Genomic DNA, 12436 nt, shown 5'->3' with positions numbered 1-12436 from the left:
GTAAATTGGAATATTATTTTGGGTGGCGTTACACTAAGGCATAGCTTAAAACCCGTAAAATGATTGAAAGTCGCAAGAGGTGTTTTACATGCAAGCAATCCCCCAAACCAACAGCGCCATCAAACTCGATGAATCCCTGCTCACAAGATTGACCGCCTTAAGTACGCTCAAATCCCGAAGCCCACAATGGCTAGTGAATGCCGCCATTGAAGATTACGTCACGCGGGAAGAGACTTACGAGCGCGAAAAAGCTGAGGATATGCTGCGCTGGCAAAATCACCAACAATCAGGCCATGCCGTTCCGCACTCATCGGTAGCTGAGTGGCTGAGTTCATGGGGCAGTGACAACGAATTGCCGTGTCCCAAGTAATTTGGCTACCCGAAGCCCTTGATGACCTTCTCCGGCTGAGACTTTTCCTTGCAGACAAGAATCCAAATGCGGCAACACGCGCAGGCCAAACAATCTTAGAAGCCGCAGATCGACTCGCCCAATTTCCTTTAATTGGGCGACCGATGGACGACGGAACGCCGCGCCGGGAAATGATCGCGCCCTTTGGTACGGGGGCTTATGTTTTGCGTTACCTCTACGGTAACGATGCCGTCTTCATCATCCGCGTTTGGCATAGCAAAGAAAATCGCATTGATGAGAATGCCGAACCGTAAACTCCTTCACTGACCCTTCTTATCCCTCTTTTCCATACTCCGGCTTTCTGAATTTCGTTAGGGAGCTAGAACTTAAGGCAAGCCCCTAGGAAACCCCGGCACCGTCGTCCACAACTGCGATTTCTGATTAACCGGACTTTCCTCTTCGTTACTGACCTTGTCCATTTCCGGCAACAAGCGCATGGCGACTTCCAGGTTATATTTGGCATCCCAAAACTGGCTGTCCAACGCTAAGGCTTGGCGGTAGGCTTGTTTTGCCAAAGCCACTAAAGGCATGGCATCGTTGATTGCCATCGCTTCGGTTTTGACGATAGCTAGATGCAGATAAATATTGCCCAAGTTGTAACGGATTTTCGCCTGCAAGGCTGGATCGGGTGCGTCTAAAATCAAATTCAAAGTCGCCAAAGCTTCGTCATAGCGCTGTTGCTTTTTGAACACCATCGCCCGCGCTAAGCGCACTTGCGGCGCGGCATTGACGATTTTCTCCAGCGGTACGTCTTTGCCTGCTGCCAAGTCCGCAATAGATTGGTTGCTTTGGCTGATGCCGACCAGTTTCCACGCTTGTACCAGTATCGCCGCCGAACCGAGCAACAACACCGTCCATAATACGATTGGTTTCATCATCGTTTCACCTCGAAAAATTTCACCGCCAGCAACACCGCCAATAAAGCGGTCGCCCAGACATAACAATCAGCCGACAAATCGCGTTTGAGGATGCGTTCGCGGTAATGCAGCGGCGCGTGTTCCAAGCGGTTGATGTCGGCGATGGCTTGCTGCATGGCATCGGGGCTTTCGGCTTGGTAGGCTTGATAAGGAATGTTGAGGCTGGAGAAAAACAAATGCAGGTAACGCTCCGGCATCGCTCCGGCGTTATCGTCGCGTGGGTCTTGCGGTTTATCAAAAATCCCAGGGCTGTTGACGGTGCGTAAAAACAGCCAGTACAAACGGATGTTTTGCCTTTTAAAAGCGACACGCAGTTGCAATTCGCTGTCCGGGTCTATCGCCGCCGCGCCATCGGACACCAATAACACAATCCGCGAACCGCTCAAAGGTTGGTCTTTAAACAAATCCAAGGCCATGCTCAAACCTTTGCTGACATGGGTGTACGCCAAGGCGGGCGTGGCGGTGGCGTTGATCGCTGCGTGTATCGCCGCTTTGTTGTCGGTTAGCGGCAACACGAACAACGGCGCGGTACTGTATTCGGCTATGCCCAGCAAATCGTGCGGGCGTTGTCCGACAAAATCGCTTAACAAACGCCGCGCCGCCGTGGCTTTGGACTCGTTCGCGCCATCCGGCGTTTTGCCGGCAAAGGTGTTGTCCATGCTGTTGCTGCGGTCTAACAGCAAAACGATGTTTGCGCCGTAACCGATGCGCTCACGGCTTTGTTCGGTTTGATGCAGGCCTGCCAAACCTAACACCAAGGCGGCAATCGTCGCCATCGCGCAACCCCGCAACACCACCGAAATGGCCTGCGATAGCGGGTCGATGGGCAGCATCTGCAAGTGCGGGTAAGTGCTGGGCTGGATGCCACTATTGAACAAGGGCAACACCGCCAGCAGCAAAGCCGCCAGCCACCACGGCGTATCCACAGCCACTGTCATCGCCAACCCCGTTCTTTATCCAAACAGGCCGCGCAGAGTTTGCGTAAACTGGCGAGTGTTTCGGGCTGGTTTGGCGCAGTATCGCTGAAAAAAAACTGATTCGACGCTTGGAAAAACCACCGCAGTTGCGCGTCAACGGGTTGGTAAGCCGGATGGCGTTGGTAAAAATCCGCCAATTGATGTTGGAACAAGGGCGCACCATTGACGGCATTCAAGGCTTGGTGGAACACGGTCAAGGCTTCCTCCGTTTGCGCGTCTGACAATCCGGCGAGTTTTTTCGCCGCCCGTTTAAACACGCGGCGTTTTGGCAAGCCTGGTAAATAGCCGTAGAGATAAGCCAAACCGCCCGCACTGCCCAACGTGACAGCAATTGCCGCCCACAAACCGTAAACTACGCCCGCATTATCGAGCAACGGCGGCGCGGCATCGGGGCGCATATATTGCCCCGACTCGTCTTTTCTGATCGACAACTCGCGCAACGGCGATAAGGTGAAATGCCAAGCGGGCACGGTTTGGCTGGCGTTATTGCCACCTTGCGCCAAAGGCAGATCAAAGCTGGGGATGGTGAGCATTTTCACTTCCAGCGGCGCGTAAAAGGCTTGGTAGACCAAATCAATTTCATAACGGAAACCGCCGCTGATTTTGGTTTCGTTGACCGCGATAGTGTTTAAATTCAGCCAGCGGTTGACCACGCCGCGCTTGGGCAAGCCACCGCGTTGCAATTGCACGCCGTTGCGGGTTTCGAGAATGATTTTGTGGCGGATTTCATCGCCGTTGAGGTAACCGAACGGGCGCGGGGTTAAAAATTCAAAATCGCTAATCGGTGTGTCGGGCGCATTGCTACACGCCAACAAAATCAGCGACAAACCGAAAATAAGCCACTTGCTCATGCCACCCTCTGTAAAAAATACGCTTGCAGCTGCGCGGCGTTAAAGTCATCTTGCAAAAACAACGGTTCACAGCCATAGCCACGGAAAAAACTTTGCAGATGCCGCCGCCGTAGCTGGAAATTTTGCACAATCGTGCGCCGCAAGGCCGGACGCATAAACACCGTGCGCGTGGCGCGGCTTTCGCTGTCTTGAAAACTGACCAAGCCCCATTCCGGCAGGTTTTCATAATCGGCTGTTTGCCAGACGACTAGCGGGATGACATCGTGCTGGCGCAACTGCGGCAAAATGGGCGCAAGGCTAGCCAAATCAAAATGAAAATCCGACAACAAAAACACCAAGGACGGGCGCTTGGGCAAATGTGGCAGAGCTGATTGCCAATGCGGGTTCTGTGGCGTGAAACGGGCGGCTTGCAATTGTTGGCTAAAGCTACGGAGTGCGCCCTGTTGTTGGCAATGGCTTAGCTGATAACAGTGCTTGCTTTCACTGCCACATCCGATAAAACTAAAACGGTCGCCATAACTGAAAGCCGATTCGGCGATGGCATCCAGACAGGCTAGTAATAAGGTTTTGTTTTGATTCATAGATGCCGACAAATCCGCCAGCAACAGCACATCAATCAGACTGTGTTGCTGGTAAACCCGCACCCAATATTGCCCGAACACATCCAACACACTCGCCCGCAAATCTATGCGCCGAGGATCGGGATGCGCCAGCAGCGGTTCGTGTTGCTTGAACAAATGCCCGCTACTGACCCTGCGCCCGACATGTGCGCCCGGATAAACGCGGTTGCTGGGTGTGTTTAAGCGGTATTGGAATATTTGGGTTGGGTTCATGGTTTTACTCGTTCCCAAGCTCCAGCTTACCCGCTGGGCAGTGTGGGAATGCCGTTACCGAAGCTCTAGCTTCGTATCTTTATAAAGAGTCGGGAAGCAAGAGCTTCCTAGACTGTGTTCCCAAGCAGGAGCTTCACTGCCATTAAGTTAATTAAATTACTTTTAAAATCAAATTGTTAAAAAACCAATAAAGCACCAATTGTAGGGTGCAATAGGCGATAGCCGTATTGCACCGCATGTTGGATTTCAAGCATCCGGCGCATTACGCTATCGCTAATGCGCCCTACGACATTCTTATCTTATTGAAATTAAGGGCATAAATTCTTATCTTAATGACAGTGATGCAGGAGCTTGGGAACAAGCCGAGTTTTTTGTGTCTTTCGGGACGAATTACTCATTGCTGATTAACCACCAAAAACACCACCAAGCCGGTAAACACGCCGTACACAGGCCAAGTGTATTTGCCCAATTTGTCAAACAGCCATTGCAACGCAGCACTGTCCGGTTGCGCCACGGTTTGCGCGGCGCACCACCATAAGCTGTTGAGCAAAGGCAAGAACACTAAAATTAAAAAGCCGGGCGCGTCAAAAAACAAGTTTCCCCATGCGGCGGGATACGCGCCATCCGCCAAGCGCAAGATAATTTGCGCCAATAAAATCCCCCACGCTGTCGCGCCCAAGGTAAACGCCAATAGGAACAATCGGTTATTGATGCGGCATAAATATTTTGCCGGGGTCGATAAGGCTTGATGTCGTCTGGACAGATACGCGGCGGGTAGGCTCAGGCACAGCAGCAATAAGCTGGTGTCGCTGAGCAAATCCCAAAATTTCGGGCTGATGGACTCGTTAACCGCCCCGACATAATAAGCGGCATAGGGCGCGGGTTCTTGGTTGTCCAAGCCTTCGGCGATGAGCACCACGAACAAACCTAAGCCTGCGTATGCGGCGATGGCTAAACGTAAGGCAGTGAGGTCGAATACGGCGTTTAGTTGATTTTTTATAGTGGTGTTCATGATTTACACTCGTGACGCTCGTTCCCAAGCTCCGGCTTCATTGTCATTTAATTGAGCAAGGTAAGCCGTTCGCCTTGAGCCAAGTCGAAAGGTGGACGGTTTACTTTGCGAGGATCGGATTTTTCCGTTCATGCTTCGACTAGGCTCAGCACGAACGGAAAAATCCTTAACTTATTGTCAGTCAAGCTGATACTTGGAAACGAGCCTGTCTACACATTCACGGCGCAGCAATCTGCCCCAAAATCCCTTGTATCAATTGCGGCATCAGCTTCTCTTTCCGGTAAGCGTACAAGGGGCTGAAAAATATCCGGTGCGCCATCGTCACGGCGTAAACGGTCTGTAAATCTTCCGGCAATAGATTGTCGCGGCCTTCCAGCCAAGCGCGGGTTTTCGCGGCGCGGAGAAAAAAGCTCATGCCACGCGGGCTGGCTCCGGCTTGTATCAATTCCGCCATATCGACATCTGCCAAGCGGATGCCGAACTTGGCGGGATTATGCGAGGCTTGCCATAAGGCCAAGGCGTAAGTCTTGAGTTTGTCGCTGCTGTGGATGTGGGCTTGGATGCTGGCGGCGACTTCATTCAGTTGGTAATAGGCGATTTGTCCACCCGGCATTTCTTGTACCAAGCGGTCGGTGTCGTGGTAGCGCGGGTTGAACATCAGTTCTTGCAACACCGCTTCATCGCTAGGCGTGTCGAGGCTGATTTCAAACATAAATCGGTCTTTGGCGGCGGCGGGCAATTCAAAGGTTTCTTCGCGCTCGACGCGGTTGCGGTCGGCGAATACTTGCAGATGCGGCAAGTGGTAGGTTTGGTTAAACGCGCTGACACTGCGTTCCGCCATGGCCCGTAATAATAAGGCATGGACTTGCGGGCGGGCGCGGTTGATTTCGTTAAAAAAGAAGGTCGCCAAGCGTTCGCGGTGGTTGAGCAAGGGGCCGGGATCGACGCGGGGTTTGCCACTCGCATCTAGGTAGGTGTAATAAATCAGATCGGCGGGCATTAGGTCTATCGTGCCTTCGATGCGCTGGTAATCGCCACCCAAACCGTGGGCGATGGCGCGGAGCAAGGTGGTTTTGCCGACACCGACATGGCCTTCTAACAAAACATGTCCACGTGCAAACACTGCCAATAACAAATGGCGCACGGCGGCAGTTTGCCCGATGACGATTTGGTTGAGCTGGTGTTCAAAGCGTAAGGCTTGTTCGCGGCTGGCGTTTAAGTCGGTCATGGTTTTCTGTAAAAAAATCCGGCAAGGGAGGTTTGCCGGAATTGAGGGGGATTAGCCTAAAAACAAATCGTAGGATGTGTTGAACGAAGGGAAGCGCATCATTCACTCGTTCCCAAGCTCCAGCTTCACTGCCATTAAGTTAAGAAATAAGATTATTAAAATCATTAAGTTGTAGATTTTAATAATCCCCCTCAATCCCCCTTTTTCAAAGGGGGAGGATCACTTTTTTACAATTTCAGTGAAAAAGTGGTTAAATTCCCCCCTTTGAAAAAGGGGGGCTAGGGGGGATTTGTTAACCTAACCAATGTTTTATTGACATTTTTTCTTAACTTAATGGCAGTGAAGCTCCAGCTTGGGAATGCGGTAGCCGAAGCTCTAGCTTCGCATTCTCATAATGTCAGGAAACTAGAGCCTACAGCTATTCTCGAAGCTAGAGCTTCTGGGACTTGAGTTCCCAAGCCGGAGCTTGGGAACTAGCGCAACTGACGAACCCAAACTTAATTGGCGATGTCATCCACGTCATAAACAAACTTGCCGGTTTTGACGAAATTCAGGCGGCGTTTCTCGTTACGCGCTTCCATTTCCTTAACCGATTGGGCTTGTTTATTCAGTTCGTTGACATCATGCTTGGGGTCGTATTTGCTGCCTGCGACTTTGTCGGGATAGCCGGGTTTTGGCTCCCAACACACGCCGGGTTCTTTACAGTTGGTGCCATCGTAGGCCAAGGCGGACGCTGACAATACGGCGGCAAGTACCGCCATGCTGAATAATACTAATTTTTTCATACTGTTATCCTCATTATTTAGTTAACCATTTGGCCTTTTTCGGATCACCTGTGTAGATGTCACGAATAAACGCCATGATTTGCAACATTTCATCGGTGTTAAAGTTGACGTACTGCGGCCCCATCATACCGTTGGCACCGCCGAACAAGAGTTCAAACAAACCTTGGTCGGTGGCGTTGCGCGGGTAAGTCCAATAATCGTCCGCTAGACCTGGGCCGAGTTTGCCTTCCGCTTCGTGTCCGTGGCAGCCAGAACAGCCCGTCATGTACAGGCTTTTGCCTTTTTCCACGACTTCTTTGTTGCCGTTGTAGGGGTTTTTGCCGTCTTGCATAAACTGCTTGAAGGCATCGGTGTTGCCGCCTTTTTTTGCGAAACTCAAATCCAAGGTTTCGCCCGTGATGGCGTTATGCAGGGTGATGTCGGCCTGAGCCGCGCTAAAAAACAGCGATAGCGAAGCACACAGGGTGAGTGTTGATAATTTCATGTCCTGATTTTTTCCTTAATGGGTTGCGGCAACGGCGACTTGTTCTGCGTCCAGCAACGGTATGCCTTCGGCTTCCAGCAACTGCCGTATTTCCGGTTGTTTCGCTTTAATAACGTGGTTCAATTGTGCAAGCAAGGCTTCGTTGCCTTTACGCACCGCCATCGACGTGCTGTAGTGATGCCCGACTTTTTCCCCGTCGGCACGGTGGTTGGTGTCGGGGATCACGGTCATGGTTAACGGTGTGCCGGAGGCTTTGACATAACGCCCTGCCGCCGGCCCCCATAACGCCGCTACTTCAGCATGGCCTGAGGCCACTTCGCTGACCAGTTTTGCCGTGTCGTATTTAACGTATTGGTTGCGTTTGGATTTATAACCGATCAGTTCTTGCGAATAATTGAACATATCGTTATAGCGTCCGATGGCGCGTAACATCACTTCCGCAGGCGAACCCGGCACAAAGGCGATACGCCGGGCTTTTTGCAAAGCCTCGCTGTCCCACGAGTTGATCGCCTGTCCGTCTTGGCGGGTGATGAACACATAGCCGGAACGGTAATACGCCACACTGGTGGAGACACGCGGGTCGCCCGTATCCACGCCGATGGCGACATCACACAAGCCTTTGTCCAAGGTGTCGCGCAGGTAATAGCGCGGGTCAGTCCAGTAGACGTACTCGACTTTTTTGTTTAATGCTTGTCCGACTAACTGGGCGAGTTTGTTTTCAAAACCCTCGCCTTTGCTGTTGGAGTACGGCATTTCATCTTCGGCGGCGCAGATTTTGAGGCTGCCGTCGGCGTTTGCCGTGGACAGGCTTAAACCTAAGCACACGAGGGCTAACAGGTGTTTTTTTGTTAATGGCATGTTTGTTCTCGCTTCCAATCAATCTATATGCAAGTTCAGAGAATTCTGCTGGAACGGGTTTGCAACCCGTTCCGTAACGTTTCTAGTGCTCGAGAGGTGTTCCAAAACCTTAAGGACGGGGTTACAAACCCCGTCCTGCATTAAGACATTCCGGCAATCCCTGCCGGAATGACGATATTGCTATCTCGATTGCTCTTTACACATCACAACGCAAACACCATCACGCCGCCGCCCATTTGCGTGTAATGCGCCAATTCTTTAAACGCACCCACCGCACCTAAACCTGCCGTCGGGTCTTTCAGGTCAAACACCAAACCGACACCAGGCCAACCGCCAACCCCGTAATAAATCGCCACATATTGCTTGCCGTCATGCAGATAAGTGATAGGGTGACCGATAACGCCGGAAGGCAGTTTGAATTTCCACAGCTCTTCACCAGTTTTGGAATTCAGAGCTTTGATGTAACCATCCAAAGTGCCGTAGAACACCAAGTCGCCAGCGGTAGCCGTCGTGCCGCCCCACACTGCGAATTTCTCCTTCACTTCCCATTCAAACTCGCCAGTGACGGAGTTCATGGCTTTGACTTGGCCTAAGGTGCCTTTCGGGCCTGGGTACATGTTCAAGGTCGCGCCGACGAAGAACTGGCCGGCACGGTAAGGCAGCATGAACGGCTCCCAATCCATACAAATGTGGTTGATGCCCATGAAGAACAGTTTTTTCGCGGGGTCGTAAGATTCGATGCCTTGGTTGTGGTAGCCCATCGCGGACGGGCAAATGCCTTTGGCTTCGTGATCCATGTGCGTCGAATATTCCGGGTCACGAATCGGCAAGCCGGTTTTCAAATCGACTTTTTTCACCCAGTTGACGGTGTCGTCAATTTTGAAAGCGTTAATCAGATCGCCATTTTCCCTATCCAGCGTGTACACCAAGCCGTTACGGTCAGGATGGGTCAGCAACTTGCGTTTTTTGCCGTCCACCACTTGCTCAGACAAACCCATGTAGTTAACGCCTGCGTAGTCCCATTCGTCATGCGGGGTTTTTTGGTAGCCGAATTTGGCCTCACCTGTGTTGACATCACGCCCCCAGATCGTCATCGTCCATTTGTTATCGCCGGGGCGCATGGTTTCGTTCCACGGCGCCGGGTTGCCAGAACCGTAATAGAGCATGTCCAAATCGGGGTCGAAGGCGTACCAACCCCAGTTGGTGCCGCCGCCGATTTTCCACGCATCGCCTTCCCAGGTTTTCAAACCCAAACCAAACTGCCCGTAATGCGGGTTGGCTTTGTTGAAACCTTTCGCCAACTTGATGTCTTCGTCAGGGCCGGTGGCATAAACGCGCCACGCTTGCTTGCCGTCTTTGATGTTGTAAGCGGTTGCATAGCCGCGCACACCCAATTCCGCACCGGAACTGCCGACGATGACCTTATCTTTCACGACAAACGGCGCAATGGTCAGCGTAGAACCCATCGCAATGTCGGAGTTTTCCATTTTCCAAAGCAGTTCACCGGTTTTGGCGTTCAAGGCGACGATATGGCCGTCCAATTGGTTTTGGAAAATGGTCGCCGGATAACCGTTGCCTTCCGGTGCGTAAGCCAAGCCGCGGTTGACCACGTCACAACAGGCCACGGCGCGGGCAGCAGGGTTTTGTTTGGGTTTGAACTCCCAGAGAATTTTGTCCGGCTCGTTCAAGTCGATGGCGAAAATATTGTTCGGGTACGGCGTGTGCACATACATGATGCCGTTGACCACCAACGGGCCGCCTTCGTGACCGTTCAACACGCCCGTGGAAAATGACCAGACCGGTTTCAGGTTTTTGACGTTGGTGATATTGATGTCGTACAGCTCGCTAAAATGGGTCGCGCTGTAATCTTTGGTCTGCATCACCCAGTTGGTGTTTTGGCGCGACAGTTTTTCCAGTTCTTTGTTGGCGAGCGCAGGTTGCGCCAAAGCCAAGGCAATGCCCGTCGCCAACGCAGTACGTCCGGCACAACGAGCCATTTTCAAAATCCGCATGATTCCTCCAGAATGTTATTGTTTTTTGTTCAATAGGGCCTAGCCAAATGTCCTGATAATAAGTGCTTGGCTTGCTTGATCTGGCAAGGTTGGTTCAGGACACCCGGCTATGCTGGGCGGAAATGATACGGTGGGCGACGGGAAGGCCGTTACGGAATAAGCCTTTAAAACAGCGGGGAAAATGGCAGTAAATTTGGGGGAAATATTCCTGCGATGCTCGTTCCCATTTATGCCCATAAGCTCTGGCTTTGGAACGGCGCGTAAAAAGGAAATCCTCCTATAGCCCCAATAGGCCGAACACGGCATCATGGGCGTTTTATCGGTAAGGAGGATAAGGTGTCACAAAAAATCAATGTCTTGTTGGTCGATGACCATGCGGTGGTCAGGGCGGGTTATAAAACCTATCTGTCCTTATCGGAAAATGTCGGGCAGATTTACGAAGCCGACCGTGGCGAAACCGCCTGCCAGTTGTACAACCAGCATCAGCCCGACTTGGTCGTGCTGGACTTGTCGATGCCCGGCATTGGCGGTTTTGAAACCATCCGGCGGCTCATCAGCCGCGACACCCACGCCAAAATCTTGGTGTTCAGCATCCATAATGAACTGGTCTACGTCACCCGCGCCTTAAAGGCCGGGGCGAAAGGCTATATCACCAAAAACAGCGTCCCCGAAACCCTCATCACGGCAGTCGGTAAAATCGCCCAAGGCGGTACGTTTGTTGAACCCGAACTCGCCCAGCAACTGGCAATTACCATGACTTCAGGCTTGGACGGTTCGGAAAGGATTAAATTATTGTCGCCGCGTGAATTCGACGTGTTTTGCCTATTGGCAAACGGCTACACCACGCATAAGGCGGCGGAGAAATTGTGTTTGAGTTATAAGACCGTGTGCAACCACGGCACGGCGATTAAGGAAAAGTTGGGGGTGGCGACGCTTGCCAAATTGACGTTGTTGGCGACTAGGCAAGGCTTAATCGAAGTGCATAATGCGCTGCAAGATGATGGATAGGCTGGCAATGCGCCCGTCAGGTTTCAAAACCTGACGGGTTTGGGCTGAGAATGGCTATTTCTCCAACTTTTGCTTAAGCCCGTCAAGACCATTCTTAAAAAATGCGTTCATGGCTTTCACCGCCGCCTCGTCATTCAAATTTTCGGGTGGCGTATTGCCCGTGTCGCCGCGATAAAAACGGCTTTTTAACACTACGGTGCTATTGCTGGCATCGCCGCCTGGGATGACTTGTAAGGTCACGGAATAGGAACTCGCCGGAAAGGCCTGGACGTTTTCGGTTTTCAGGCGGTAGCTGTATTCGTGATCTTTATCGCTGTAAAAATCCAATTCTTCAATCAATTGCCCGCCGTTTTGCAGCGTGATGGTGCGCGTGCCGCCGGATTCGTGCTTACCATCGCCCGTGCTGTGTTTGACATCGGGATGCCAATTGGCGATGCCGTCAAATGGTTTTACTGTCTCCCACACCGTGGCGACGGGCGCGTTAATCGTGACGCTTTCTTTGGCTTTTTGAGGTGTTGGCCCGTGGGCTAAAGCAATGAGAGGAAACATCAAGAAACTGGCAAACACAAAAGCGACGGGCTTCATAAACAATAATTCCTAGAAAAAAGGCTTATTATTGATAATCAGCGACGAAACCGCTTGGGGGATATTCCTGATCTTAGCTGGAAGAATTCCCGTTTTACGGATCGCGCCGGATGCTTCATCGCCTGGGCGCAAAGCGTAGCCGAAATCGCCTTAGGATTTGGCTAAAATAACAAGGCTTACAAGTGGCGGCTTAACTCCGTTGGATTTCACTAATAAGGTCAGCCCGCCGCCATAGCTGCTGGTGTAATACTTGTCTTTAAGTTTAGCCGCCCTGTAGTCCGTGTCTTTATTGAGTTTTCGCTGGACAATAAAAAACCCGCTAAGCCAAACAGCTTGCGGGTTTCGAATTTTTTGCGCTTTTTTATTCCGTGGTACCGAGAAAAGGACTTGAACCTTCACGAGCTTACGCCCACTAGCACCTGAAGCTAGCGTGTCTACCAGTTTCACCACCTCGGCAGAGAATGCAGTAAAGCGATT

The 12436-nt window shown here is 51.7% G+C and carries 15 protein-coding genes and 1 tRNA gene; 3 read left to right on the top strand and 13 right to left on the bottom strand.

Going from position 1 to position 12436, the window contains the following annotated elements:
- Positions 1-88 precede the first annotated feature (88 nt).
- Together PHH59_RS09025 and PHH59_RS09020 are read left to right on the top strand one after the other, a co-directional pair.
- Positions 89-370, top strand: a complete 282-nt coding sequence (locus tag PHH59_RS09025; protein WP_300014486.1) for a CopG family transcriptional regulator — start codon at positions 89-91, stop codon at positions 368-370.
- On the top strand, positions 358-663 hold the full coding sequence (locus PHH59_RS09020; protein ID WP_300014483.1) for a type II toxin-antitoxin system RelE/ParE family toxin: 306 nt from the start codon (positions 358-360) through the stop codon (positions 661-663). The genes PHH59_RS09025 and PHH59_RS09020 overlap by 13 nt, the downstream gene beginning before the upstream one ends.
- 72 nt (positions 664-735) lie before the next feature.
- Here PHH59_RS09020 and PHH59_RS09015 read toward each other — a convergent pair whose 3' ends face one another.
- From PHH59_RS09015 to PHH59_RS08970, 10 genes are all read right to left on the bottom strand, one after another.
- Positions 736-1287, bottom strand: coding sequence for an MxaK protein (locus PHH59_RS09015; RefSeq protein ID WP_300014480.1), 552 nt, complete (start codon positions 1285-1287; stop codon positions 736-738).
- The gene (locus tag PHH59_RS09010; RefSeq protein ID WP_300014477.1) at positions 1284-2264 is read right to left on the bottom strand and encodes a vWA domain-containing protein; all 981 of its coding nucleotides are present in this window, start codon (positions 2262-2264) and stop codon (positions 1284-1286) included. The genes PHH59_RS09015 and PHH59_RS09010 overlap by 4 nt, the downstream gene beginning before the upstream one ends.
- A complete protein-coding gene (locus tag PHH59_RS09005) occupies positions 2261-3154 on the bottom strand; it encodes a nonribosomal peptide synthetase MxaA (RefSeq protein ID WP_300014474.1) in 894 nt (297 codons plus the stop codon). The genes PHH59_RS09010 and PHH59_RS09005 overlap by 4 nt, the downstream gene beginning before the upstream one ends.
- Complete coding sequence (locus PHH59_RS09000) at positions 3151-3987, bottom strand: MxaS protein (protein ID WP_300014471.1); 837 nt, start codon at positions 3985-3987, stop codon at positions 3151-3153. Before PHH59_RS09000 ends, PHH59_RS09005 begins: the two co-directional genes overlap by 4 nt.
- A gap of 394 nt (positions 3988-4381) precedes the next feature.
- Positions 4382-4999, bottom strand: a complete 618-nt coding sequence (locus PHH59_RS08995) for a hypothetical protein (RefSeq protein ID WP_300014468.1) — start codon at positions 4997-4999, stop codon at positions 4382-4384.
- A 217-nt stretch (positions 5000-5216) separates the two neighbouring features.
- Positions 5217-6227, bottom strand: coding sequence for a MoxR family ATPase (locus PHH59_RS08990; RefSeq protein WP_300014465.1), 1011 nt, complete (start codon positions 6225-6227; stop codon positions 5217-5219).
- A 497-nt stretch (positions 6228-6724) separates the two neighbouring features.
- A complete protein-coding gene (locus PHH59_RS08985; RefSeq protein WP_300014462.1) occupies positions 6725-7012 on the bottom strand; it encodes a methanol dehydrogenase in 288 nt (95 codons plus the stop codon).
- Between the two features lie 13 nt (positions 7013-7025).
- Entirely contained in the window at positions 7026-7496 is a 471-nt protein-coding gene (moxG, locus tag PHH59_RS08980; RefSeq protein ID WP_300014459.1) for a cytochrome c(L), periplasmic, read from the bottom strand.
- Positions 7497-7511: 15 nt separating this feature from the next.
- The gene (moxJ, locus tag PHH59_RS08975; RefSeq protein ID WP_300014456.1) at positions 7512-8354 is read right to left on the bottom strand and encodes a methanol oxidation system protein MoxJ; all 843 of its coding nucleotides are present in this window, start codon (positions 8352-8354) and stop codon (positions 7512-7514) included.
- Positions 8355-8557: 203 nt separating this feature from the next.
- Positions 8558-10366 carry a methanol/ethanol family PQQ-dependent dehydrogenase gene (locus PHH59_RS08970; RefSeq protein WP_300014453.1) on the bottom strand — a complete coding sequence of 603 codons (1809 nt, stop codon included), beginning with the start codon at positions 10364-10366 and terminating at the stop codon, positions 8558-8560.
- A gap of 336 nt (positions 10367-10702) precedes the next feature.
- On the opposite strand from PHH59_RS08970, the gene PHH59_RS08965 reads away from it, so the two are divergent.
- On the top strand, positions 10703-11374 hold the full coding sequence (locus PHH59_RS08965; RefSeq protein WP_300014450.1) for a response regulator transcription factor: 672 nt from the start codon (positions 10703-10705) through the stop codon (positions 11372-11374).
- A gap of 54 nt (positions 11375-11428) precedes the next feature.
- Here the strand turns inward: PHH59_RS08965 and PHH59_RS08960 are convergent, their stop codons facing one another.
- The 3 genes from PHH59_RS08960 to PHH59_RS08950 all read right to left on the bottom strand — a co-directional run bounded on the left by PHH59_RS08960 (position 11429) and on the right by PHH59_RS08950 (position 12415).
- On the bottom strand, positions 11429-11959 hold the full coding sequence (locus PHH59_RS08960; RefSeq protein WP_300014447.1) for an SRPBCC family protein: 531 nt from the start codon (positions 11957-11959) through the stop codon (positions 11429-11431).
- 150 nt (positions 11960-12109) lie between these two features.
- On the bottom strand, positions 12110-12358 hold the full coding sequence (locus PHH59_RS08955) for a hypothetical protein (protein WP_300014443.1): 249 nt from the start codon (positions 12356-12358) through the stop codon (positions 12110-12112).
- A tRNA-Leu gene (locus tag PHH59_RS08950) sits at positions 12329-12415 on the bottom strand. Before PHH59_RS08950 ends, PHH59_RS08955 begins: the two co-directional genes overlap by 30 nt.
- Positions 12416-12436 lie beyond the last annotated feature (21 nt).

The organism is Methylovulum sp., assembly GCF_028687615.1.
Taxonomy (GTDB): Bacteria; Pseudomonadota; Gammaproteobacteria; order Methylococcales; family Methylomonadaceae; genus Methylovulum.
Note: the sequence above shows the minus strand (reverse complement) of the source record. Positions and strands in the feature narration are given on the sequence as shown.